Source organism: Streptomyces sp. APSN-46.1 (genome assembly GCF_022815725.1).
Lineage (GTDB): Bacteria > Actinomycetota > Actinomycetes > Streptomycetales > Streptomycetaceae > Streptomyces.
This window is the reverse complement of record NZ_JALGRF010000015.1, coordinates 52127-76625: the sequence shown is the minus strand read 5'-3', so window position 1 is coordinate 76625 and position 24499 is coordinate 52127. Positions and strand designations below refer to the sequence as shown.

At 71.6% G+C, this 24499-nt stretch carries 16 protein-coding genes; 2 read left to right on the top strand and 14 right to left on the bottom strand.

Annotated features, from left to right (window positions below):
- Positions 1-77 precede the first annotated feature (77 nt).
- The 4 genes from MTF65_RS27865 to nrdR all read right to left on the bottom strand — a co-directional run bounded on the left by MTF65_RS27865 (position 78) and on the right by nrdR (position 5331).
- Positions 78-683, bottom strand: coding sequence for a YdbC family protein (locus MTF65_RS27865; protein WP_243631735.1), 606 nt, complete (start codon positions 681-683; stop codon positions 78-80).
- Between the two features lie 32 nt (positions 684-715).
- Complete coding sequence (locus MTF65_RS27860; RefSeq protein WP_243631734.1) at positions 716-1543, bottom strand: arylamine N-acetyltransferase; 828 nt, start codon at positions 1541-1543, stop codon at positions 716-718.
- A 230-nt stretch (positions 1544-1773) separates the two neighbouring features.
- Positions 1774-4668, bottom strand: a complete 2895-nt coding sequence (locus tag MTF65_RS27855; protein ID WP_243631733.1) for a vitamin B12-dependent ribonucleotide reductase — start codon at positions 4666-4668, stop codon at positions 1774-1776.
- Between the two features lie 153 nt (positions 4669-4821).
- Positions 4822-5331 (bottom strand): transcriptional regulator NrdR, encoded by a 510-nt coding sequence (gene nrdR, locus MTF65_RS27850; RefSeq protein ID WP_243631732.1) that lies wholly within the window; start codon positions 5329-5331, stop codon positions 4822-4824.
- Positions 5332-5803: 472 nt separating this feature from the next.
- Here nrdR and lexA point away from each other — a divergent pair, with 472 nt between their 5' ends.
- Positions 5804-6595: a transcriptional repressor LexA gene (gene lexA / locus MTF65_RS27845; protein ID WP_243631731.1), complete on the top strand. Its 792-nt coding sequence runs from the start codon at positions 5804-5806 to the stop codon at positions 6593-6595.
- Positions 6596-6768: 173 nt separating this feature from the next.
- On the opposite strand, the gene MTF65_RS27840 is transcribed toward lexA, so the two are convergent.
- The 5 genes from MTF65_RS27840 to MTF65_RS27820 form a co-directional block, all read right to left on the bottom strand.
- Positions 6769-8739, bottom strand: coding sequence for an ATP-dependent DNA helicase (locus tag MTF65_RS27840; protein WP_243631730.1), 1971 nt, complete (start codon positions 8737-8739; stop codon positions 6769-6771).
- A 52-nt stretch (positions 8740-8791) separates the two neighbouring features.
- On the bottom strand, positions 8792-10654 hold the full coding sequence (locus tag MTF65_RS27835; protein WP_243631729.1) for an IucA/IucC family siderophore biosynthesis protein: 1863 nt from the start codon (positions 10652-10654) through the stop codon (positions 8792-8794).
- 151 nt (positions 10655-10805) lie between these two features.
- A complete protein-coding gene (locus tag MTF65_RS27830; RefSeq protein ID WP_243631728.1) occupies positions 10806-11444 on the bottom strand; it encodes a GNAT family N-acetyltransferase in 639 nt (212 codons plus the stop codon).
- A 46-nt stretch (positions 11445-11490) separates the two neighbouring features.
- Complete coding sequence (locus MTF65_RS27825) at positions 11491-13395, bottom strand: IucA/IucC family protein (protein WP_279399624.1); 1905 nt, start codon at positions 13393-13395, stop codon at positions 11491-11493.
- 1041 nt (positions 13396-14436) lie between these two features.
- Positions 14437-15795 carry a diaminobutyrate--2-oxoglutarate transaminase family protein gene (locus MTF65_RS27820; RefSeq protein ID WP_374207313.1) on the bottom strand — a complete coding sequence of 453 codons (1359 nt, stop codon included), beginning with the start codon at positions 15793-15795 and terminating at the stop codon, positions 14437-14439.
- A 331-nt stretch (positions 15796-16126) separates the two neighbouring features.
- On the opposite strand from MTF65_RS27820, the gene MTF65_RS27815 reads away from it, so the two are divergent.
- On the top strand, positions 16127-17299 hold the full coding sequence (locus MTF65_RS27815) for a serine protease (protein WP_243631726.1): 1173 nt from the start codon (positions 16127-16129) through the stop codon (positions 17297-17299).
- A gap of 108 nt (positions 17300-17407) precedes the next feature.
- On the opposite strand, the gene hflX is transcribed toward MTF65_RS27815, so the two are convergent.
- From hflX to MTF65_RS27790, 5 genes are all read right to left on the bottom strand, one after another.
- Positions 17408-18913 carry a GTPase HflX gene (gene hflX / locus MTF65_RS27810; protein ID WP_243631725.1) on the bottom strand — a complete coding sequence of 502 codons (1506 nt, stop codon included), beginning with the start codon at positions 18911-18913 and terminating at the stop codon, positions 17408-17410.
- Positions 18914-19218: 305 nt separating this feature from the next.
- Entirely contained in the window at positions 19219-20664 is a 1446-nt protein-coding gene (locus MTF65_RS27805; RefSeq protein ID WP_243631799.1) for a M1 family metallopeptidase, read from the bottom strand.
- 111 nt (positions 20665-20775) lie between these two features.
- Entirely contained in the window at positions 20776-22893 is a 2118-nt protein-coding gene (locus MTF65_RS27800) for a bifunctional (p)ppGpp synthetase/guanosine-3',5'-bis(diphosphate) 3'-pyrophosphohydrolase (protein ID WP_243631724.1), read from the bottom strand.
- A gap of 140 nt (positions 22894-23033) precedes the next feature.
- Entirely contained in the window at positions 23034-23909 is an 876-nt protein-coding gene (dapF, locus tag MTF65_RS27795) for a diaminopimelate epimerase (RefSeq protein WP_243631723.1), read from the bottom strand.
- Between the two features lie 59 nt (positions 23910-23968).
- Positions 23969-24499: a hypothetical protein gene (locus MTF65_RS27790; protein ID WP_243631798.1), complete on the bottom strand. Its 531-nt coding sequence runs from the start codon at positions 24497-24499 to the stop codon at positions 23969-23971.

The window sequence follows — 24499 nt, the reverse complement described above, 5'->3', positions numbered from 1 at the left end:
GACCCTATTCGGCCGTCGGCGGGCTGGACACCTGGGCTCGCCGGTCGGGCCGCCGCGCGGCGCATAACGTCGTACGGTCATACCGTCCACGACGATTCGAGGTCCACGACATCGCCCGTGAGGGCCTCCACGTCGGCCTCCGTCTGGGCGCGCAGCGAGAGGCGCTCGACCCGCTCCGGACGGTACTTGCCGTGCTCGGCCGCCGCGCGCCACATCGACAGGACGAGGAACTCCCGGCCGGGGGCCTCCCCGAAGAGACCGCGGATCATTCCGGGTGAACCCGCCATGGCCGGGTTCCACACCTTCTCCTGCATGTGGGCGAAGTGGTCCAGCCGCCCTTCCCGGACCCGGGTGTGGGCGACGCGGACCACGTCGGCATCGGTGAAGCGCGGCTCGAAGCCCGTCTTCACGTCGAAGCGGTGATCGAACAGGGTGACCCGCAGATCGGTGTACGTGCCGTTCTGGGCAGCGGCCAACCGGTCGTGCGAGCGGGCCATGAAGGAGTCGTAGAAGGAACGGCTCTCCCAGAACGCGAAAACATGCGCGACCCCCTGCCGCCCTCGGCTCCAGCCGCCGCCCTGCCCCCGGAATCCCGGCTCGCCAGGCAACCCCGCCCATTTGCGCAGCCCGCGCTCGAACCCGCGTCGGTCCGTCACCGTGCAGCGAATCCACTTGACCAGCACCGCGCCATCGTACGGGCCCGGCGCGGCCCCGGTCAGTCCCCGGCGCGGTAGATCCGTACGAGTTCGGACGCGTCCCGCTCGGGCAGCCGAAGACCGAACTCCCGCGCGAGCAGCGAGAGCAGCTCGTCCGAGGTCACGGGCCGCCGCTCGACCCGCCCGTCGGGATACAGGCGGGTGAGCTCGCGCCCTACGAAAGACAGCCGTAGGGCATCGCCCGGGCGCTGAACGATGGCCTGGCCGACGAAGGAGGAGTGGGGGTGCGAGGAGCTGTAGTGGTTCAGCACCACGTAGTCGACCGGGTGATAGCGCTGCGGGGAGAACGCGTACAGATCCCGCCAGGTTCCCCCGCGCAGCACGCACAGCACGAGGAGGTCGCCCTCCTCGCGGACGCTGTACGTCCACTCCCCCTGCCGCACCTCGACGCCGGGGCGCGCCAGCGGGACGGGCTCGCGCGGCCCCTGGTAGCCGAACCCGGCATCGCACAGCCAGGGTTCACCCTCCACGGTTACGACGAGGACGGCATGCGTCACCGCCAGCAGGGAGTCCCCGCGGGTGCGGTTGCGGGCACCGCGCCCGGAGACCTCGAAGCCGATCCGCTCCAGGGCAGCGGCCAGCAGCGAGTTCTGCTCGTAGCAGTAGCCGCCGCGACGGCCGTGTACGAGCTTGTCCTCAAGGGCCTTGACATCCAACTCGACGGGGCGGCCGAACAGGACGTCCAGACTCTCGAAGGTGATGGCGGCGGTGTGGGCCCGGTGCACTGCGTACAACGTCGCGAGGTCCGGCCGGAGTTCCCCGGCACCAGCCTCGATTCCGATCCGCGCCAGATAGGCGTCCAGATCGAGCTCTTCACCACTCCACATGGCTCTCCCCCGCGTCTCACCGTGCTGTCCCGGGGCTGACGTCGCCCCGCCCCACCCATGATCGTCATGACGGCCGTGGTGTGCCAAGCATTCCTGTCGTGCGTTTACGCCGCCCAGGCCACAGGCACGACGAAGGGGACCGACCGATGGTCGATCCCCTTCGTGAGCTGCTGGTCAGCTACGTGTGCGGGCTACGTCGGATGCCGCGTCCAACGCGATTCCGCCCAGGTTCAGCTGCAGCCGCTGGTGGAGCCGCAGCCCTCGCAGATGTAGCAGGAGCCGGCGCGCTGCATCTTCGTCCCGCAGGAGAAGCACAGCGGAGCGTCGGCGGAGACGCCGAGCTGCATCTCGACCAGTTCCGCGTTGCTGTGCGCCGTCTTCGGGGCCGGTGCCGGGACCTCGACGACCGGCGCCGGCTTCGGAGCGGACGGGACCGCGGTCAGCGGAGCCGACTGGCTCAGGGACTCCGTGTCGATCTCCTCTTCCAGCGGCTCGTACGAGCCGGTGTCCAGGTGGCGCTGGCGCTCCTCGGCGGTGTGGATGCCGAGCGCCGAGCGGGTCTCGAAGGGCAGGAAGTCCAGCGCCAGGCGGCGGAAGATGTAGTCGACGATCGACTGCGCCATCCGCACGTCCGGGTCGTCCGTCATGCCGGCCGGCTCGAAGCGCATGTTGGTGAACTTCGAGACGTAGGTCTCCAGCGGCACGCCGTACTGCAGACCGACCGAGACGGCGATCGAGAAGGCGTCCATCATGCCCGCGAGGGTCGAACCCTGCTTGGACATCTTCAGGAAGACCTCGCCCAGGCCGTCGTCCGGGTAGGAGTTGGCGGTCATGTAGCCCTCGGCGCCACCCACGGTGAAGGAGGTGGTGATGCCCGGGCGGCCCTTCGGGAGGCGCTTGCGGACCGGCCGGTACTCGATGACCTTCTCGACGGCCGCGCGGATGGTCTCCTCCGTCTTGGCGGTGACCTCCTCCTTCTCCTCTTCCTTCTTCTTCGCGGAGAGGGGCTGGCCGACCTTGCAGTTGTCGCGGTAGATCGCGAGCGCCTTGACGCCCATCTTCCACGCCTCGAAGTAGATCTCCTCGATCTCCTCGATGGTCGCCGTCTCCGGCATGTTGACCGTCTTCGAGATCGCGCCGGAGATCCAGGGCTGGATCGCGGCCATCATGCGGACGTGGCCCATCGGGGAGATGGCACGCTCGCCCATGGCGCAGTCGAAGATCGAGTAGTGCTCGGCCTTCAGGCCCGGGGCGTCGACGACCACGCCGTGCTCGGCGATGTGGGCGACGATCGCCTCGATCTGCTCCTCCTGGTAACCCAGGCGGCGCAGGGCCTGCGGGACGGTGCCGTTGACGATCTGCATCGAGCCGCCGCCGACGAGCTTCTTGAACTTGACCAGGGCCAGGTCCGGCTCGACACCGGTGGTGTCGCAGGACATCGCGAGACCGATGGTGCCGGTCGGCGCGAGGACGGAGGCCTGGGAGTTGCGGAAGCCGTTCTTCTCGCCGAGGCGCAGGACGTCCTGCCAGGCCTCGGTGGCCGCGGCCCAGATCGAGTTGTCCAGGTCATCGGTGCGCGGCGCGACGGCGTTGGCGTCGGCGTGCTGCTTCATGACGCGCTTGTGGGACTCGGCGTTGCGGGCGTAGCCGTCGTACGGGCCGACGATGGCGGCCAGCTCGGCGGAGCGCTTGTACGCCGTACCGGTCATCAGCGAGGTGATCGAGGCGGCGAGGGTGCGGCCGCCGTCCGAGTCGTACGCGTGCCCGGTGGCCATCAGCAGGGCGCCGAGGTTGGCGTAGCCGATGCCCAGCTGACGGAAGGCGCGGGTGTTCTCACCGATCTTCTGCGTCGGGAAGTCCGCGAAGCAGATGGAGATGTCCATCGCCGTGATGACGAGCTCGACGACCTTGGCGAAGCGCTCGGCGTCGAAGGACTGGTTGCCCTTGCCGTCGTCGTTCAGGAACTTCATCAGGTTCAGCGAGGCGAGGTTGCAGGACGTGTTGTCCAGGTGCATGTACTCGCTGCACGGGTTGGACGCGGTGATGCGGCCGGACTCGGGGCAGGTGTGCCAGTTGTTGATCACACCGTCGTACTGGATACCCGGGTCGGCGCAGGCCCACGCGGCCTCGGCGAGCTTGCGGAAGAGCGCCTTGGCGTCGACCTTCTCGATGACCTCGCCGGACATACGGGCACGCAGGCCGAAGTCCGTGCCGTTCTCGACGGCCGTCATGAACTCGTCGTTCACGCGGACGGAGTTGTTGGCGTTCTGGTACTGGACGGACGTGATGTCGTCGCCGCCCAGGTCCATGTCGAAGCCCGCGTCGCGCAGGGCGCGGATCTTCTCCTCTTCCTTCACCTTGGTCTCGATGAAGGCCTCGACGTCCGGGTGGTCCACGTCCAGGACGACCATCTTGGCCGCGCGGCGGGTGGCGCCGCCCGACTTGATCGTTCCGGCGGACGCGTCGGCGCCACGCATGAAGGAGACCGGACCGGAGGCGTTGCCGCCGGAGGAGAGGAGCTCCTTGGAGGAGCGGATGCGGGAGAGGTTCAGGCCGGCGCCGGAGCCGCCCTTGAAGATCATGCCCTCTTCCTTGTACCAGTCGAGGATCGACTCCATGGAGTCGTCGACGGACAGGATGAAGCAGGCGGAGACCTGCTGCGGCTGGGGCGTGCCGACGTTGAACCACACCGGCGAGTTGAAGCTGAAGATCTGGTGCAGGAGGGCGTAGGTCAGCTCGTGCTCGAAGATCTCCGCGTCGGCGGGCGACGCGAAGTAGTCGTAGTCCTCGCCGGCCTTCGTGTACGTCTTCACGATCCGGTCGATGAGCTGCTTCAGACCGGTCTCACGCTGCGGGGTGCCGACCGCGCCGCGGAAGTACTTACTGGTGACGATGTTGACCGCGTTCACCGACCAGAAGTCGGGGAACTCGACGCCACGCTGCTCGAAGTTGACCGAGCCGTCGCGCCAGTTGGTCATGACGACGTCACGGCGCTCCCAGCTCACCTCGTCGTACGGGTGCACGCCCGGGGTGGTGTGGATGCGCTCGATACGCAGGCCGCTCTTGGCAGCCTTGGTTCCCTTGGCGCGGGAACCTCGTGCCGAGCCGCTCGCCGTCTCTGTCATGCCGCCTCCCATATGCGGGCAAAAACGCCCTAAAGTGCCGACAATATTCCGCGGCACGGTGCTGTGTCTTGTATCTACGTCTCTACTCCCCGGCTCCCGCCGGGGGTGCCCCAGGCCGAGCAGACGGTCCGCGCTGCGCTGCGGGCCGTCCGATCAGTCGGCGGCGGAGGCGGGCACGGGGACCTGAGAGGTCCCACCGGGCCCGCACTCGGGGTGAGGCCGAGGCACGCGGAGTTCCGCGATGGCGGTCTCGAAGTCTTCAAGGGTGTCGAACGCTTTGTACACGGATGCGAAACGCAGGTACGCGACGAGGTCGAGCTCCTGCAACGGGCCGAGGATGGCCAGACCCACATCGTGGGTGGTCAGCTCGGCGCTCCCGGTGGCGCGCACCGCTTCCTCGACCCGCTGGCCGAGTTTGGCGAGGGCGTCCTCGGTGACCGGCCGCCCCTGGCACGCCTTGCGCACGCCAGAGATGACCTTGGTACGGCTGAAGGGTTCGGTCACCCCGCTGCGCTTGATCACCATCAGCGAGGCCGTCTCCACCGTCGTGAAACGACGGGAGCAGTCGGGGCACTGACGGCGCCGGCGAATCGACGTGCCGTCGTCCGTGGTGCGACTGTCGACGACGCGGCTGTCGGGGTGCCTGCAGAAGGGGCAGTGCATGGTTCCCTCACCCTCCTCTTGGCACGACTGAATCACCTCACAAGGCCCCTGAACGGCAGAGGCGAGGCTCTGTCGGGGGCTTGTGAAGCAGCCACAAGCATATGCGATGTCGAGGACCTCAGAAGACCGAGGACCACAACTTCTGGGTGGCAGCGCTCATCCAACCACTAGATCTTGGGTTGCGGTGGATTTATGACGCTCCGCGTGTCGCGGCGTCCGACGGCCGGATCCTCGGCCTCCCGGTGCCACACTGGGCACAGGCCCGGACGCTGGCGACCTGACCCGGAAGGGTACCGTAAGCAGCGGACCCCGGACCGAACCCGCGTTCGGCGGACCGATCGTCTATACACCTCTCGATGTGACCACGTCGGACGATCTGCGATTTTTCACTCGAACGTGTGTTTGGCGCAACCTTTCGAAAGCAACTACCGTTGTCCAGCTAGGGAGAACATTTCGAGAGGGGCCGACCGACGTGACCACCACCGCAGACAGTGCCGCCATCACTGCCCAGAACCGCTCCCAGAGCCGACTCGAGCCGGTGCATGCCATGAATGACACAAGCCTGAACCCGGAGGCGGAGCCCGTACGCCCCGCACGCTCGCTGCCAGGCCGACCTCCAGGCATCCGCGCCGACAGCTCCGGGCTCACGGACCGGCAGCGGAGGGTCATCGAGGTCATTCGCGACTCGGTGCAGCGGCGGGGCTACCCGCCGTCGATGCGGGAGATCGGTCAGGCGGTCGGCCTGTCGAGCACGTCGTCGGTCGCGCATCAGCTGATGGCCCTGGAGCGCAAGGGCTTCCTGCGCCGCGATCCGCACCGCCCCCGCGCCTACGAGGTCCGCGGCTCCGACCAGCCGAGCTCGCAGCCCACGGACACGACGGGCAAGCCCGCCGCCTCGTACGTTCCCCTGGTCGGCCGGATCGCGGCCGGCGGCCCGATCCTCGCCGAGGAGTCGGTGGAGGACGTGTTCCCCCTCCCCCGCCAGCTGGTCGGTGACGGTGAGCTCTTCGTCCTGAAGGTCGTCGGTGACTCGATGATCGAGGCCGCCATCTGTGACGGCGACTGGGTCACGGTCCGTCGCCAGCCCGTCGCGGAGAACGGCGACATCGTCGCGGCGATGCTGGACGGCGAGGCCACGGTCAAGCGCTTCAAGCGCGAGGACGGCCACGTATGGCTCCTCCCGCACAACGCCGCCTACCAGCCGATCCCGGGCGACGAGGCGACCATCCTCGGCAAGGTCGTCGCGGTCCTGCGCCGGGTCTGACCCGCGCCCCCATCCAGCTCCGGGACCTACTGCGCCGGTCCCGGAGCTGCTTTGTGTCCCCGCCCTGTCCGCGCAGTGACTCGCCCGCTGTGCCCCCGCCCGCTGTGTACGTGCGCGTACCAGTGGGCGTTCGCGTACCCGGCGGGCCGGCGGGTACGCGGGCCGGCGGCTCCCTACTTCCCGTCGGCCTGGGCGGCGGCGTCGATGGCGGACAGCGAGCGGCGCACCTGGTTGCGGTCCGTGGTGTACCAGAAGTCCGGCAGGGTGGCGCGCAGGAAGCTCCCGTACCGGGCCGTGGCCAGCCGGGGGTCCAGCACCGCGACGACACCCCGGTCGCCACTGGCCCGTACGAGTCTGCCCGCGCCCTGCGCCAGCAGCAACGCCGCGTGGGTGGCCGCGACGGCCATGAAGCCGTTGCCGCCGTGCTCCTCGACCGACTTCTGCCGGGCGCTCATCAGCGGGTCGTCGGGGCGCGGGAACGGGATCCGGTCCATGATCACGAGCTGGCAGCTCGGCCCGGGCACGTCCACGCCCTGCCAGAGCGAGAGCGTTCCGAACAGACAGGTCTTGGGGTCCGCGGCGAACGCCTTGATCAGCTCGCCCAGCGTTTCCTCGCCCTGGAGCAGGATCGGGTTGTCGAGCCGGCCGCGCAGTTCCTCGGCCGCCGCCTTGGCACCGCGCATGGAGGAGAAGAGTCCGAGGGTGCGGCCGCCGGCCGCCTCGATCAGCTCGGCGAGCTCGTCCATCATGTCGCCGCGGGTGCCCTCACGGCCCGGCGTGGCCAGGTGCTTGGCGACGTACAGGATGCCCTGCTTGGGGTAGTCGAACGGGGAGCCGACATCCAGGCCCCTCCAGAGCGGTACGTCCTCGCCCTCCACCCCCTCCGGAGACAGGCCGAGCGAGGCCGCGACCCCGTTGAAGTCGCCGCCCAGCTTCAGGGTCGCGGAGGTGAGGACCACCGAGCGGTCCTCGAACAGCTTCTCCCGGAGCAGCCCGGACACCGACAGCGGTGCGACCCGGAGGGTGGCACCGAAGCGGTCGTGGCGCTCGTACCAGACGACGTCGTACTCGGAGCCGTTGGTGATCCGCTCGGCCACGCTGTGGATGCTCTCCACAGCGGCGAGGGCCTGCTTGCGGACCGCGTCCTCGTCGTGGACTGACTTGTCACGGGTGGCGCCGATCGCCGAGATCACATTGCGCGCGGCATCGCGCAGCGACATGAGCGCGTAGCCGAGGTCCTCGGGGATCGCCTCCAGCCGGCCCGGGAGGGCCAGCTCCATGACCCGTTCGAAGGACTCGGAGGCGGTCTGCAGGGAGTCCGCCGTCTTCTCGTCGACGAGCTTCGCCGCGCGCTTGACAGCGCGGTTGACCTGGCCCGGGGTGAGCTCGCCGGTGGCGACACCAGTCACCCGGGAGACCAGCTCGTGCGCCTCGTCCACGATCAGGACCTCGTGCTGCGGGAGCACGGGGGCGCCCTCGATGGCGTCGATGGCGAGCAGCGCGTGGTTGGTGACGACGACGTCCGCCAGCTTGGCGCGCTCGCGGGCGGCCTCCGCGAAGCACTCCGCCCCGTACGCGCACTTCGTCGCGCCCAAACACTCGCGGGAGGAGACCGAGATCTGTCCCCAGGCCTTGTCGGAGACGCCGGGGGTCAGGTCGTCGCGGTCGCCGGTCTCCGTCTCGTCGGCCCAGTCGCGCAGGCGCAGCAGGTCCTGGCCGAGCTTGCTCGTGGGGGCCGCCGCCTCGAACTGGTCGAAGAGGCCTTCCTCCTCGTCCTGCGGAGCTCCCTCGTGCAGGCGGTGGAGGCACAGGTAATTGGAGCGGCCCTTGAGCATGGCGAACTGCGGGCGGCGGCGCAGCTGCGGGTGCAGCGCCTCGACCGTGCGGGGCAGGTCGCGCTCGACGAGCTGCCGTTGCAGGGCCAGGGTCGCGGTGGCAACGACCACGCGCTCGCCGTGCGCGAGTGCCGGCACCAGGTAGCCGAGGGACTTGCCGGTGCCGGTGCCGGCCTGGATCAGCCGGTGGGAGTTGTCGTCGATCGCTTCGGCAACGGCTTCGGCCATGGCCACCTGGCCGGGCCGCTCCGTGCCGCCGACGGCGGAGACGGCGGCGTGCAGCAGGTCGGGGAGGGAGGGCTTCGTCATAGCACTGCCAACCCTACGGGGCCGCACCGACAGCGGCCGCATCCGAGAGCGATCACCGCTGATGCAGGGGGTTGGGCACGGTGCCGTGGGTGACGACGTGCGGGCGGTCGGGTCGGTCGCGGTAGCCGTCCTTGTGGAGCCGGTTCCGGTTGAGGCAGAGCCGGTCGATCCGCTCGGTGAGCAGGTCGAACATCTCGTAGCGCTCCTTGAGCTCCGGGAAGCGTGCCTGATGGCGGAGGATCTCGGCGCGTACGAGGGACCAGAACTCGGTCTCCGGAACGCCGAGCCGGTCCTCGCAGAGGGCGGAGAGGTAGCGGAAGACGCCGATGAAGAGTCCGGAGTGGATGAACTGGGTGAGGAAGGCGGGCGGCTCTGTGAGCAGGACCGCTCGGACCTCGTCAGGCATGGAGGCGTGCTCGGGCAGCGGCTCGCGGCTGATGTTGACGTCGTCGACGAAGTCCTTGACCGCGAGCCTGATGGGGACGTCGCGCTCGTCGAAGATCACGATCGCGTTCTCACCGTGTGGGGAGAAGACCGTGCCGTAGCGGTAGAGGAAGCGGAGCAGCGGGGGCAGCAGGGCGGCGAAGAGCCGCTGGAGCCAGGCGGTGGGGGTGAGCCCGGAGCGGACGACGAGTTCGGCGGTGAAGGAGCGGCCGCGCGGATCGGTGTGGAGGAGGGAGGCGAGGGTGCGGGCACGCTCGCCGGGGGCGAGGTGGCCGGTCAGGGGCTCGCGCCAGATCGCTCCGAGGAGCTCCTTGTACTGGTAGGGGACCTCGGGGAGCTGCTCGTAGACGGGGTGGCGGACGGTGACGGAGGCGACCTCGCCGAGCAGGATGACCCCGCATTCGTCGCGCAGGAAGGGGTCGGCGTCGCGGAGGGAGTGGATCCAGGCGGTGACGGCGGGAGCGGCGAGGGCGAGGTCCGAGGGCAGGCCGCGCCAGACCATGGTGTTGAAGACGGAGAGCGGCAGCTTCACGCTGTGCCGGTCGGGGCGGGTCAGGTTGAGGAAGGTACGGATGGATTGTTGAGGGAGGCGTACGTCCGGATCGGCGGGCAGCGGGACCAGCGCCCCGGAGGCGAGGGCCGGCGCGAAGAGGGGCAGTACCACCTCGTCCCACTGCCAGGGGTGGACGGGAAGGTAGAGGTAGCCGCGGGGGTCGAGGCCCCGGTCGCGCAGGGCATGGTCGAAGGCGGCGCGGGTGACGGGGTCGAGCTCGGCGGAGTAGAGGCGTCCGGGATCTTCCAGGCCGGCCGTGCCCCGGTACTCGGCGAGTGAGGTGTGGGCGGCGAGCCAGGGCAGCCGCTGGCGGGTGCGGGCCTCGGGCGCCCAGGCAGCGGTGTCGGCGGCGGAGAGTCCGATGCGCCCCTTGTTGAGCACGAGCCAGGGGTGTCCGGTCTGGTGGCCTTCGAGGTCGGCGTAGTCGAGGTCGGCGAGGACGTCGGCGGTGAGCGCGGTGTGGGCGATGCGGGCGTCGGCGGTGAGGGTGGCGCTGAGCTCGCGGACGAGGTGGCCGAGGGTCGCGCCGTCGAGGCCGAGGAGGGTGCGGGCGCGGATGAGGAAGTCGTACGGGTCCCCGAAGGCGATCGCGGTGGCGGTGGCGGTGGAGGGGGGCGCCGGGGTGAGCGTGATGGTGTCGGGGGTCACCTGCCAGCTCCCGTACGAGCGGCGGCGGGCCCGGAAGCCGAGGCTGCTGCCGTCGTCGAGGGTCAGGGTCCAGGCGTCGCCGGCGGCGGCCGGGGCCGGGACGGGGCTGACGATCTCCTCGTAGGCGAATTCGCCGAGCATCTTGGCCAGGAGCGCGCGGCCCGCGAAGTCCCAGGTCACGGGGTTGAGTTCGGGCGGGATGCACGGGTATTGGGGCGACGGCGGCACGTGGGGCTCTGTGGAGTCGGGGGCTGCGGGGAAATTCGGCACGGGACTCCTCGGAGATCGGGAACTTTGCTGCGCGACGCAGAGTTTTCGAAGGGAGAGGCGTGAAGCGGGAAGCGCGCGGCAGGCGGCAAAGGAGGGGTGGAGGCGTGGAGGGGGGAGATCCGGCTGGAGGTGCGGGACTGCGGGGCGGCACTCAGAGGAGATTGCGCAGCGCCCGTTCCCGGATCATCAGGGCGGCCCGCTTCTCGGGAACGTCGATTTCAGCGGGCGAGCGGAAGCCGGAGTTCAGGAAGGCTGATACGGAGGGGGTGTTGCGGATGTCCGGTTCGGCGATGACGCGTGTGCAGCGGGGTCGGTTGTCGAAGATCAGGTGGGTGACCGCGCGCAGCAGTGTGGTGCCCAGGCCGCGGCCGCGGTTCACGCCGTCTCCGATGAGCAGGTGGATACCCGTGTCGTGGGGGCGCGCCGGGTAGTACTGGGAGAGCGGGTCGAGGTCGGCCCGGTAGATCTCCCAGTAGCTCATCGGCGTGCCGTCGAGGAGGCCGAGGCAGGGGATACTGCGGCCGTCGCCGTCCATCTGTGGCCGTAGGTGGTCGGCGGTGACGGCGGCGGGACCGTCGAGTTCCCAGTAGGCCGCGACCTCGGGGTCGTTCATCCACCGGGTGAGGAGTTCCAGGTCGCGGTCGAGCCGTACGGGTTCGAGGCGAAAGGCGCCTGCCGGGGTGGCGGCGGCGCCCCATGCCGCCGGGGAGTCCAGGAGGTCGGCCTCGGCGAGCAGGGGCAGCAGTCCGGCGGTGACGTGCAGTTCGACGGTGTCGTCGGTGGAGGGCATCGGTGCTCTTCTCCGCATCGGTGGTGACGCGTCAATCGTGCAGGCGTCAATCGTGAAGGGGGTTGGAGATGGTGACGTAGACGGACTGGGTGTCGACGGGGCCCACGAGCTCGTCGAGGCCGCCCAGGCGGGTGAGCAGATTCGCCTTGCATCGCAGGGTGGGCGAGTCGAGCAGCTGCGCGGGGAGCGGACCGAGGTCCGCGGCCTTGCCGAGGAAGCGTCGGAAGGCGGCGAGGAGCACGCGCTCGTCGGCGAGCCGTTGGGATCCGAAGGCCCCGATGAGGCCGAGCACGTTGTTGATGCCGAGGTAGTACGCGAAGCGTTCGTCGGTGACGGCGTCGGGGACGAAGGTGTCGCTGGCGCTGCCGATGCCGGGGAGCCGGCGCTCCAGTTCCGCGCGGCGGGAGGCGCGGAAGTAGTAGCCCTGGTTGTCGCGGTAGCGGCCGCCGACGGGCCAGCCTGCGGGATCGAGGACGACCAGGGTGTTCTGCTGGTGCGATTCGAGGGCGATGCCGGCGAGCGCGTCGAAGGCGAGCACCGGCAGGACGACATGGTCGAGGTAGCGCAGGAACCACTCCGCCGCGACGGCCGAGGTGGTGCGTCCGGTGGCGGCGGCCAGACGGGAGATGGTCTCGGCGAGCCGGGAGCGCATCGTGGTCCGCCCGGGCCATGGGCGGGGTGCGGTGAGTGCGGCGAGGCAGAGGGCGTCGTCGTCGGAGCGGAAGGGGTTGTGGCGCAGCAGGACGTCCAGTCCTTGGACGGGGGTGCCGTCCGGGGCGTCGACGGCGACCCAGGCGGGGTCACGGACGATGTCGAAGCCGGGGTGGGCCGCCTGCCACTGCTCGGCGAGGCCGGTGCGGAGCAGCCGGTGCACCTCGACGCCGCGGTGGAGTTCCTTGCGGAGGTTCTCGCGGCGGGAGTTGGTGATGCGCAGGCCCAGGGAGAGCTTGAGCATCGCGGGGGCGCCGGGGCGGTGGACGGTGCGGATCGAGGAGGTGGGGTGCCAGGGCTCTCCGTGGGGGCCCAGGTCGGTCAGGAGTCCCGCGTCTTGGAGGGCGGCGACGGCGGGGCGCTGGAGCAGATCGCGGGCCTGCCAGGGATGCAGGGGAAGGGGGGTGGTGCCGTCGGGCAGCAGCAGGCCGGGGGCGAGCCGGCCGAGGAGCTGCGCGGCGGAGACCGGGCGGCCGCGTTCGGTCCACGCGGAGTCAGTGGCGAGGGCGGTGGGTGCGACCGCGAGCCAGTGGAGGGGGAAGGAGCCGTGGAGTTCGGGTGAGTAGCGGCGCACCTCGGCTTCGGAGAGGCCTTCGCGGCTCTTCGGGGTGGGGTGCAGCGGATGGCCGAGGAGGAGCGACTGTTCGGAGGTGAGGAAGAGGTCCCCGGCTACGGGGGCGGGCGGGGTGGGGCGTTGGCGCCGGTCGGCGATGAACTCGGCCGTGCGCTGGACCGAGTCGGCGACCCGGCCGACGAGGTCGGCGCCGCCGCGGCCGGCGGGGTTGCCCTCACGGGCGATCAAGGAGGCGAGGGTGACGGCGTCCAGGGCGGGGGCGCCGGAGGGCGCGCCTTCGAGTCGGGGCGGGGAGAAGCGGTGCCAGCCGGCCGGAGACCAGTACCGGACGGCGGTGAGCAGTGCGACGCCTGACGCCGGAAGGGGGATGCGCAGGAGCGTGCCGACGGGCCCGTCGGGCCGGCCGAGACGGCTTTCGCGGACCCAGCACCGCAGCAGGTTCTCCACCGTGGCGGCCTCGGCGGCGACCGCCGGGTCGGGGTGGTCCAGGAGGTCGGGCAGCGCCGCCGGTTCGGGCCCGACGTGCCCTGCCCCGCCCACGCGGGGTCTGGCCGTGCCGTCCTTCTGCCGCGGCACGCTGAGCGGGGCCGGGGCTGGATCGAGCCCCGGCCGGGGCGCCGGGTCGCCTGCCGTGGGAGCGGGCCGGTCCTCCGGAGTCACGGGCAGTGGAGCGTGCGCCTGCCCGGCGGGGGCCGCGGAGCCGCCCGGGGCGCGAGGCGCGGACACCGACGGCTGGGACTGCGAGCCGGTCGCCGCCGGTCCGGCGAAGCCCGAATCGGTACCCGCCTGCGGGGACGGCTCCTCGAAAGCGGGCAACGCCCCCGCAGCCCGGGCCGCCCGCCACGGCGGCTGGGGCAACGATTCGGCCGCCGCCGGGGGGCGGGCCGGGGAAGCGGAGCCCGAATCGGCACCCTCCGCACCCGGAGCGGCCGCCCGCGGGGACGGCGCCTCGGAAGCGGGCAACGCCCCCGCAGCCCGGGCCACGCCCCACGGCGGCTGAGGCAGCGATTCGGCCGCCGCCGGAAGGTGGGCCCGGGAAGCGGAGCCCGAATCGGCACCCCCCGCACCCGGAGCGGCCGCCCGCGGGGACGGCGCCTCGGAAGCGGGCAACGCCCCCGCAGCCCGGGCCGCGCCCCACGGCGGCTGGGGCAACGATTCGGCCGCCGCCGGGGGGTGGGTGGAGCCGGGCCGTACGCCCGCTGCGTCCGGGGCGGGCGGCGGCGTGCCCGGCGTGCCCGAGGCCGGGAGGGGAACGGGGCCGGGCGGTGGGGTCGCCACCGCGGGGGGCGTCGGCGTGCCCGAGGCCGGGACGGGGGTCAGGCCGCACGGCAGGGCCGCCGTCCCGCCTGCGGCGTCCGGGGCCGGGAACGGGGCCGGGCCGGATTGTGGGGTCGCCACCGCGGGGGGCGTCGGCGTGCCCGAGGCCGGGACGGGGGTCAGGCCGCACGGCAGGGCCGCCGTCCCGCCTGCGGCGTCCGGGGCCGGGAACGGGGCCGGGCCGGATTGCGGGGTCGCCACCGCGGGGGGCGTCGGCGTGTCCGGGGCCGGGGCGGAGTGGGGGGGCCGGGTGGGCGGGGCGCTTCGGTCCGGCTGCGGGGCCGCACTCGGTACCGCCGCCTGCGAGGTCGGGAATCGGGGCCCCGGGGAGTCCGAGGGGGGTGGGGTGGGCTGGACGGAGTCGGGCATGGCGGGTCCTTGGGGTGCGGATCAGAGGGGTCGGCGGGCGGCTGCGGGGATGGCGTCGGCCAGGCGGTCGAGGACGGCGGTCGCCTGCTCGTCCGTCATGGTCAGCGGGGGCAGCAGGCGGACGACGCTGGAGTGGCGGCCGCCGAGTTCGACGATCAGGCCGCGGTCCAGGCACTCCTGGCGGACGGTGGCGGCGAGGTCCGGGGCGGCGTCGCCGGTGTCGGGGTCGATCAGCTCGACACCGATCATCAGGCCCCGCCCCCGGACGTCCCCGACGCAGGCGTGGGTCCCGGTCAGCCCGCCCAGGGCCGTGAGCATCCGGCCGCCCAGGTCCGCCGCGCGCTCGGCGAGGCCGTTCTGGCGGACGTAGGCCAGGGTTGCGGTGCCCGCCGCCATGGCCAGTTGGTTGCCGCGGAACGTACCGGCGTGGGCACCGGGGGCCCATACGTCCAGCTCCGCCCGGTACACGATCACCGCCAGCGGCAGGCTTCCGCCGATCGCCTTGGACAGCACCATCACGTCCGGCACCACCCCGGCGTGGTCGACGCCCCAGAAGGCTCCGGTGCGGCCGACGCCCGTCTGCACCTCGTCCGCGATCAGCGGGATGCCCCGGGCCTCGGTGATCTCCCGCATCCGGCGGAGCCAGGCGCCCGGGGAAGGGATGACCCCGCCTTCGCCCTGCACCGGCTCGACGATCATCGCGGCGGGCGCGGGCACGCCGCCCTTGGGGTCGTCCAGGAGGCTCTCCATCCAGCGCGCGGCGAGCAGCGCGCCCCGGGCGCCGCCGACCCCGAAGGGGCAGCGGTAGTCCTGCGGATACGGCAGCCGGGTCACCCGTACGTCGGGAGCTCCGCCGGAGGCGTCCAGCGCCCCGGCGGTCATGCCGTGGTACGCCCCGGTGAAGGCCAGCAGCCCCGAGCGCCCGGTGGCGGTGCGCACCAGCTTCAGCGCGGCCTCGACTGCGTCGGTCCCGGCCGGCCCGCAGAACTGGATGCGGGCGTCGGCGGCGAGCCCGGGCGGGAGATTCGCGAACAGCTCGGTGGTGAAGGCGTCCTTGACCGGGGTCGCCAGGTCAAGGACGTGCAGCGGGGCGCCCGAGTCGAGCACGCCCCGGATCGCTTCGAGCACGACGGGGTGGTTGTGCCCGAGGGCGAGGGTGCCCGCTCCCGAGAGGCAGTCCAGGTAGCGGCGTCCGTCGGCGCCCTCGATCGTCAGTCCCCGGGCCCGCACCGGGACGATCGGCAGGGAGCGCGCGTACGTCCGGGCGGCGGACTCCCGTTGCGCCTGCCTGCGCAGGATGCCCTCCGCGGCCGCCCCGGATCCCCGGCTCCCCTGCGTCGGGACTGTCGCCGCGGCCGCGGCCTGCTCGGTCAAAGCCACGAGTGTCGGACCTCCCGCACGGATTCGCTGCCGGCTTCTCTTCCGGATTGCGCCTCGAACATGAACGCTGCCGTCCTGTCCCCCGTACGTACCAACGACCGTGACGGCGGCGGATCACGGGTGGACCCAAGATCCTTGCCCGTCTCCCCCTCGCTCCGCGCGGCACAGCACCACCCGCACCGCCCCGTACCGCCCCGCTCAGACCGCCACCGCTCGGTGGCGTCCGGCAGGAACCACCGCCCCGGGCTGTGCCGTCCCCAACGGCAGCGGCATAGTGGGGTGCTGCGCTCCACTGCAATCAACGCCTCGATCCACCAGGGGGATTTACGACATGCGACCGAACCGACCGGTCACCGCGGTCCTGTGCGCGGCCGCGCTCGCGCTGACCGCCGCTGCCTGCGGCCCGGGCGACGGGGAGGCCGGCGGCGACGCCAAGCCGACCGTGGCGGCGAGCCTTCCGTCCGGAGCCGACGGGATCAAGATCCCGGACCAGCTCAAGGACAAGCTCAAGGAGCACGGCATCGACCTGGAGAAGTGGAAGGGGGGTGCGTGGAAGAACTGGAACAAGGACGACTGGCTCCGCGAGGCGGGCGACTACGTCAACCCCATCATCGAGGACCTGTGGGACCCGGACCGGATGCGTCGCGCCGAGGAACCGCAGCGACCTGCCGTGGACCCGGACGCCGGCAAGGACCAGGGCGTCACGGACCCGACCCCGGTGCCGGTGTCGGCCAAGCCCGCCGGAGCGCCGTACCACAAGAGCGTTCCGGAGGCCGGCAAGGTCTTCTTCGACGGGCCCGAGGGCTCGATGGTCTGCTCCGCGACCGTGGTCAAGGACCCCGCCCACCCGGGCAAGTCCAACATGGTCTGGACGGCCGGCCACTGCGTGCACGCGGGCAAGTCCGGTGGCTGGTACCGGAACATCGCCTTCGTCCCCTCCTACAACAACGCCGGCAAGTCGGCGAGCGCGCTCAAGGGCGCGGCCCGCGAGGAGGTGGCTCCGTACGGCGTCTGGTGGAGCGACTGGGCGCAGACTTCGGACCAGTGGATCGCGACCGGCGGTCCGACCGGCGGCAAGGGTGCCCCGTACGACTTCGCGATGCTGCACGTGACCCCGGAGAAGGGTTCGGGCAAGTCCCTGGAGGAGACGGTCGGTTCTGCGCTGCCCGTGGAGTTCAACGCGTCGGCGGTGCCGAAGATCGCGAACATGACGGCGACGGGCTACCCGGCGGCGGCCCCGTTCGACGGTCAGAAGGCCTACCAGTGCACGGACAAGCCGGGCCGGCTGTCGCTGGTCGCGGCCGATCCCGTCATGTACCGCATCGGCTGCACGATGACCGGCGGTTCCTCCGGTGGCGGCTGGGTCGCGGCGGGCAGTGACGGCAAGCCCGCGCTGGTGTCGAACACGTCGATCGGACCGGCCAGGGCGGGCTGGCTGGCCGGCCCCAAGCTGGGACCTGAGGCCAAGAAGCTCTTCGAGGGCGTCAGCGGCAAGTTCAAGTAGCCCGAAAGCAGCTGAGAAAGCGCACCTCGTCGAGGTCCGCCGACGACTGAGGGCCCCCGCAGCGCGGGGGCCCTCAGCACTGCTGCAGCCGTCAGGCCATCAGTGGTGTCAGCGCTTCGCCGGTACGTACGGAGCCAGGTCCGCCGCCAGTTCCTGGTGGACCCTCGCCTTGAGGAGGGTGCCCTCCGGGGTGTGCTCCTCGGAGATGACCTCGCCCTCGGCGTGTGCCCGGGCGATCAGCGAACCGCGGGTGTACGGCACCAGGGCCTCCACCTCGACCTCGGGCCGCGGCAGCTCGGTGTCGATGAGCGCGAGCAGATCCGTGATGCCCATGCCGGTCCGCGCCGAGACGGCGATGGAGTGCCGCTCGATGCGCAGCAGCCGCTGCAGGACCAGCGGGTCCGCCGCGTCCGCCTTGTTGATCACCACGATCTCGGGCACGTTGACCGCGCCGACGTCGCGGATGACCTCGCGCACCGCCGCCAGCTGCTCCTCCGGAGCCGGGTGCGAGCCGTCCACGATGTGCAGGATGAGGTCGGAGTCGCCGACCTCCTCCATCGTGGAGCGGAACGCCTCGACCAGGTGGTGGGGCAGGTGCCGGACGAAGCCGACGGTGTCGGCCAGGGTGTAGATCCGGCCGCTCGGCGTCTCGGCCCGGCGCACCGTCGGGTCGAGGGTGGCGAACAGCGCGTTCTCCACCAGCACGCCCGCCCCCGTGAGGCGGTTGAGCAGGGAGGACTTTCCGGCGTTGGTGTAGCCGGCGATGGCGACCGAGGGCACCTTGTTGCGGCGCCGTTCCTGCCGCTTGATCTCGCGGCCGGTCTTCATGTCCGCGATCTCCCGGCGCATCTTCGCCATCTTCTCGCGGATCCGGCGCCGGTCGGTCTCGATCTTGGTCTCACCGGGGCCTCGGGTGGCCATGCCGCCACCGCCGCCGCCACCCATCTGACGGGACAGCGACTGACCCCAGCCGCGCAGTCGCGGCAGCATGTACTGCATCTGCGCGAGCGCGACCTGCGCCTTGCCCTCTCGGGACTTGGCGTGCTGGGCGAAGATGTCGAGGATCAGGGCCGTCCGGTCGACCACCTTGACCTTGACGACGTCTTCGAGGGCGATGAGCTGGCCGGGGCTGAGCTCACCGTCGCACACGACGGTGTCCGCGCCGCTCTCCAGCACGATGTCGCGCAGCTCGCGCGCCTTGCCGGAGCCGATGAAGGTGGCCGGGTCCGGCTTGTCGCGGCGCTGGATCACGCCGTCGAGGACGAGGGCGCCGGCCGTCTCGGCGAGGGCCGCGAGCTCCGCGAGGGAGTTCTCGGCGTCCTGCACCGTGCCCGAGGTCCAGACACCGACGAGCACCACGCGCTCAAGGCGCAGCTGGCGGTACTCGACCTCGGTGACGTCTTCGAGCTCGGTGGAGAGCCCGACCACACGGCGCAGTGCCGCGCGCTCGGAGCGCTCGAACTGGTCGCCGTCCCGGTCTCCGTCGATCTCGTGGCTCCAGGCGACGTCCTCTTCCATCAGGGCGTCGGCCCGAAGGCTCTCGGTGTAGCTCTGCGAGTCCGGCACGTCCCGTGCGTCCCGCGCGTCCTGGGAAGGGGAAGAAGAGGAGGTCATTGGATCCTTACGTCGATATCGAATGCGTCCGCGCCGGCCGTGGCAGGGGCGGAGCCCGAGCAAGAGCCGAGCCAAGGCCAAAGCTACTGCGGCGTGCGACCTAGTACTGCCACGTCCAACGTGTGACACCGCCCGGAGATTCCCCCCGACGGCTCCCGCCGCACGGCCTTACGGCCTTACGGCCTTACGGCCCCGTCGATGGTGACATGCCCGTTCCTCACGGTCACACCCTTTTCCGGGTCACACCCTTTCCGCCCACCCGATCCACACCTTTCCGTCCACCCCGCTCCACACCCCGCCCCGCCTCACGAGCTCCGCGTCCCGCTCCACTCCGGGTGCCCCGGCATCGGCGGGGTCGTCTTCCCGTACAGCCACGGCCTCAGGAAGGCCCCGAGGTCCCTTCCCGCCTCCTGCGAGGCCAGGCGTACGAAGTCCTCCGTCCCCGCCACCGCGTCCCGGTGCTCCCTCACCCAGCGCCGCTCGACCCGGTCGAAGGCCTCGGCCCCGATTTCCTCCCGCAGCGCGTACAGGATCAGCGCGGCACCGTCGTAGACCGCCGGCCGGAACAGTCCGATCTTCTCCCCGGGGGCGGCGGGCTTGGGCGCGGCCGGCGGACCGCCCGCCGCGCGCCACTGGTCGGAGCGCTGGTACGCCTCGCGCATGCGCCGCTCCAGGGAGTACTTGCCGAGCCCGTCGGCGTACAGGGCCTCGTACCAGGTGGCATGCCCCTCGTTGAGCCACAGGTCGGACCAGGCCCGCGGGGTGACGCTGTTGCCGAACCACTGGTGGGCGAGTTCGTGGACCATGACGGCTTCCACGTACCACTGCGGGTAGCCCTCGTCCACGAACAGGCCGTGTTCGAAGAGGGAGAGGGTCTGCGTCTCCAGCTCGAATCCGGTCTTCGCCCGGGCGATCAGCACCCCGTAGTTCTCGAAGGGGTAGGGCCCGACCCGCTTCTCCATCCATGCGATGTGACCTGCGGTCTTCTTCAGCCAGGGCGCCAGCTTCTGCCGGTCGGCGGAAGGCACCACATCGCGCAGCGGCAGCCCGTGCGGTCCCGTGCCGTGCACCACCGCCGAGTCGCCGATCGAGACCTGGGCCAGCTCGGTGGCCATCGGGTGCACGGTCCGGTACGTCCACGTCGTGGATCCGGCGGCCCGGCGGACCGGCAGCGCGCCGGGCAACCCGTTGGCGACGGCGGTCAGCCCGATCGGGGCAGTGATCCGGAAGGTGAAGTACGCCTTGTCGGCGGGGTGGTCGTTGCACGGGAAGACCCGGTGGGCGGCGTCCGCCTGGTTGGCCATGGCCAGGCCGTCGGCGGTGGTCACCCATCCGCCGTCGGCCCGGCCCCGCGGATCGCTGGTGTGCCGGATCTCGATGTGCAGCGGCACGTTGCCCACCACCGGCCGCGCGGGCGTGAGGACGAGGTCCTCCCCCACGCTCTCGAACAGCGCCGGCTCCCCGTTGACCTCGGCCGACGCGACCTTCCCGTGCGTGAAGTCCAGGTTGATCCGCTCCAGCGGCTGCCGGGCGCGGGCGTCGATGACGGTGACGGCGTCGAGCGGGCTCTGGTTGTCCTTGTAGGCGAGGGAGATGTCGTACGAGAGCACGTCGTACCCGGGGTTCCCGAGCTCCGGGAACAGCGGGTCTCCGATGCCCAGGGGCTTCGGCGGGGGCAGCACGGCGGCGACAAGAGTGAGGGAGGCCGCGGCGAGCAGGGCGCCGCGCAGGCGCGGGGAGGTGAGCTGCATCCACCACCGCTTACCAGCGCCCGCCACGCGGCCGCACACGACGCGCGACGAGTCCACCCGAACGGGATCCTCCGGCAGGGCCGCAGGCCCGACATGCACCGGGGAAGGGCCTTACCGCTCCGCGCGGCGCACGTCGTAGACGCCCGGCACATCGCGCATGGCCCGCATCAGCGCCGGCAGGCCCGTCGCGTCCGGGAGCTGGAGGGTGTACGTGTGCCGGACCCGCTGCTCGACCGGCGGTTCCACCGTCGCGGAGACGACCTCGACCCCCTCGCGGGCGATCGCCTCGGTCAGATCGGCCAGCAGATGCGGGCGCCCGAACGATTCAGCGAGCAGCGTGACCCGGCAGTCGGCGGTGGCCCGCCAGTGCACGGCGACCGAGGTACGCCCCACCGAGCGCATCTGCGCCACGGCCGCGCACTGGACCCGGTGCACGGTGACGGCCCCGCCCCGTACGACGAATCCCTCGACCGCGTCCGGCGGCACCGGGGTGCAGCAGCCCGCCAGCCGGACGGGGGCGTCCGGCAGGTCGGCGACCGCGTTGCCGCCGCCGCCCCGGGCCCCGACCACCGACAGGGGAGCCCGCGCGGCCGTGGTGGTGGCCGCGGCCCCGTCCGGATGGGACTCCAGCCAGCTGCTGATGGCGATCCGGGCGGCCGGGGTCCGCGCGTGCTCCAGCCAGTCGGCGGCCGGCCCGGAGGAGGCGTCGTGGGTGAGCAGCAGCTGCACGGTGTCCCCGTCGGACAGCCGGGAGGCCAGGGAGGTGAGCCGCCCGTTGACCCGGGCGCCGATACAGCCGTGGGCCGCCTCGCCGTACTGCGCGTAGGCGGCGTCGATACAGCTGGCCCCGCCGGGCAGGCCCAGGGTCCCCCCGTCGGCCCGGAACACGGTGATCTCGCGGTCCTGGGCCAGCTCGGCGCGCAGCACGCTCCAGAAGGTGTCGGGGTCGGGCGAGGACTGCTGCCAGTCGAGCAGCCGCGACAGCCAGCCGGGCCGGGTCGGGTCCACGCGCTCCTCGTACGGGTCCGCGCAGGCGTCCGGGGAAGCGGTGGCGGTGGCGGTGGCGGAAGCGGCGGCGGTGGCGTACGGATTGCCGAGCGCGACCACCCCGGCCTCCGCGACCCGGTGCATCTGCCGGGTCCGGACGATGACCTCGGCGACATGGCCCCCGGGGGTGGCGACCGCGGTGTGCAGCGACTGGTACAGGTTGAACTTCGGGACGGCGATGAAGTCCTTGAACTCCGAGATCACCGGGGTGAAGCAGGTGTGCAGTTCCCCCAGCACCCCGTAACAGTCGGCGTTCTCGCCGACCAGGATGAGCAGCCGGCCGAAGTCCGAGCCGCGCAACTCCCCCCGTTGGAGGGCGATCCGGTGCACGGAGACGAAGTGCCGGGGGCGTACGACGACCTCGGCGGCGATGCCGGCGTCCCGCAGGACGGCGCGTACGGAGTCCGCGACGGCGGGCAGTGGGTCGCGCTCCCCGGCGTGGGCGGCGATGAGCGCGCGCGTGTGCTCGTACTCCTCGGGGTGCAGGATCGCGAAGACGAGGTCTTCCAGCTCGGTTTTGAGGGCCTGGACGCCCAGGCGTTCGGCGAGCGGGATGAGGACGTCGCGGGTGACCTTGGCGATGCGCGCCTGTTTGTCGGGGCGCATCACGCCGAGGGTGCGCATGTTGTGGAGGCGGTCGGCGAGCTTGATGGACATCACGCGGACGTCGTTGCCGGTGGCGACGAGCATCTTGCGGAAGGTCTCGGGCTCGGCGGCGGCGCCGTAGTCGATCTTCTCCACCTTGGTGACGCCGTCGACGATGAAGCAGACCTCGTCGCCGAACTCCTCGCGGACCTGATCGAGGGTCACCTCGGTGTCCTCGACGGTGTCGTGGAGGAGAGACGCCGTCAGGGTCGTTGTCTCGGCGCCGAGTTCGGCGAGGATCAGGGTGACGGCGAGCGGATGTGTGATGTACGGCTCACCACTTTTTCGCATCTGGCCGCGGTGTGAGGACTCCGCGAGCACGTAAGCGCGCCGCAGGATGGAGAGGTCGGCGTCCGGATGGTGGGCGCGGTGCGCCTCCGCGACATGCCCGATCGCGTCCGGGAGACGGTCGCGGGATGTCGGCCCGAGCAGGGCCGCGCGCCCGAGTCGGCGCAGATCAAGCCTGGTCCGGCCACGTCTGCGGAGCTCGGGGCGTGCTTCGGGACGTGCTTCGGGGTTCGTGGCCTCTGCACTCATGGGCACCTCCGGCGGCTTCGACCGGCGGTGGCGGGCATGGGGTGAGCCCTCAGGGCCGGTGCCTGATGCTACCGACCCCACCACGTGGCGCAGTCCACCTCTCGCTCAGCGTGAAACGGATCACCCATTAGAGGGAAGCTTCAGGCGAAGGCCGTTTCGGTGAGCCAGGACGGATCGAACGCGCCCGAGCCGACGATGACGGCCGGTCCGGTCATGTCGATCCGGCCGTCGGGGTGTTCGGTGATGACCAGGGTGCCGCCGGGGACGTCCACGGTGTACGTGACGGGCTCGCCGGTCACGGCGGGGTCCGCGCCGTCGCGCCGGATGGCGGCCACGGCGACCGCGCAGGCGCCGGTGCCGCAGGAGCGGGTCTCGCCGGAGCCGCGCTCGTGGACGCGCATGGCGACGTGCCGGGGGCCGCGGTCGACGACGAACTCGACGTTGACACCCGTCGGGTAGGCGGACGCCGGGCTGTACGGGGGCGGGTCGTACAGGGTTCCGGCATCGTCCAGGCTGTCAACGAACGCCACCGCGTGCGGGTTCCCCATGTTCACGTTCCGGGCGGGCCACGAACGGGCGCCGACGGACACGGTGACCTCGCCCTCGGGGAACTCGGCGCGGCCCATGGAGACCGTCACATCGCCGCTCTTGTCGAGGTGCACGCGCTTGACGCCGCCCCGCGTCGCGATGGCGAGGTCGCCGGGCTCGACGTGGCCGGCGTACTGGAGGTAGCGGGCGAAGACGCGGACGCCGTTGCCGCACATCTCGGCGATGGAGCCGTCGCTGTTGCGGTAGTCCATGAACCACTCGGCCTCGCCGGCCATGGCCCTCGCCTCGGGGTGCGCGGCGGACCGGACGACGTGCAGGACGCCGTCCGCGCCGATGCCGGCCCGCCGGTCGCACAGCTTCGCGACGGCCGTCGCGGGCAGCTCGATGGCGTTGTCCGGGTCCGGGACGATCACGAAGTCGTTCTCGGTGCCGTGGCCCTTGAGGAAGGAGAGGCTGGTCTGCGTCACGCGCCCATCGTACCGAGCAGGGCTTCCGGACCGGCCGGCGCCTCGTCCGGGGCGGGGATTCAGCGCAGCCGGGCGACCCGGTACACCGCGAGTGCTACGACGGCCAGCGCGGCCAGCGCGTACAGCGCGGCCATGCGCCAGTCGGGACGGCGTCCCGATCCCCTGGGCGGCAGCCCGGGCCAGCTGTAGCCCACCCGGCGGGCGGCCATCATGCCCCAGCCGCCCGCGCAGGAGCTGATGAGGAAGCCCAGCATGGCGACCACGGCGCCGCCGTCACCGAATTCGAAGGCGAGCGGGAAGGCGAACATCAGCGAGCCGGCCAGGGCCAGCATCACGATGGGGGCGATCTGCCAGATGCGCAGGCGGCGCTGCGGGCGCAGCTCCACCTCGAACTCGGGGCCGGAGGCGGCCTCCGCCTCGGCGGAGTCCGGCGCGTCCGGACCGTCGGGGGTCAGGCGCGCGGGATCGGCGGGCAGCCCGAGAGCACCGGGCCCGGCTCCCGCGTCGGCTCCGTCGGCGCCGTCGAGGCGCGTCGGGTCCGCATCCCGCTGAGTGTCGTCCCGCCCAGTGTCACGAGGGCCGGCCTCCAT

Excerpts from the sequence above, each read along its gene's own strand:
- MTF65_RS27855 (WP_243631733.1), bottom strand. The coding sequence starts at position 4,668 with ATGACAGAGACGGCGAGCGGCTCGGCACGAGGTTCCCGCGCCAAGGGA.
- hflX (WP_243631725.1), bottom strand. The coding sequence starts at position 18,913 with ATGACCTCCTCTTCTTCCCCTTCCCAGGACGCGCGGGACGCACGGGAC.
- MTF65_RS27830 (WP_243631728.1), bottom strand. The coding sequence starts at position 11,444 with ATGCCCTCCACCGACGACACCGTCGAACTGCACGTCACCGCCGGACTG.
- MTF65_RS27790 (WP_243631798.1), bottom strand. The coding sequence starts at position 24,499 with ATGGAGGCCGGCCCTCGTGACACTGGGCGGGACGACACTCAGCGGGAT.
- MTF65_RS27815 (WP_243631726.1), top strand. The coding sequence starts at position 16,127 with ATGCGACCGAACCGACCGGTCACCGCGGTCCTGTGCGCGGCCGCGCTC.
- MTF65_RS27800 (WP_243631724.1), bottom strand. The coding sequence starts at position 22,893 with ATGAGTGCAGAGGCCACGAACCCCGAAGCACGTCCCGAAGCACGCCCC.
- MTF65_RS27840 (WP_243631730.1), bottom strand. The coding sequence starts at position 8,739 with ATGACGAAGCCCTCCCTCCCCGACCTGCTGCACGCCGCCGTCTCCGCC.
- MTF65_RS27805 (WP_243631799.1), bottom strand. The coding sequence starts at position 20,664 with ATGCAGCTCACCTCCCCGCGCCTGCGCGGCGCCCTGCTCGCCGCGGCC.
- nrdR (WP_243631732.1), bottom strand. The coding sequence starts at position 5,331 with ATGCACTGCCCCTTCTGCAGGCACCCCGACAGCCGCGTCGTCGACAGT.
- MTF65_RS27860 (WP_243631734.1), bottom strand. The coding sequence starts at position 1,543 with ATGTGGAGTGGTGAAGAGCTCGATCTGGACGCCTATCTGGCGCGGATC.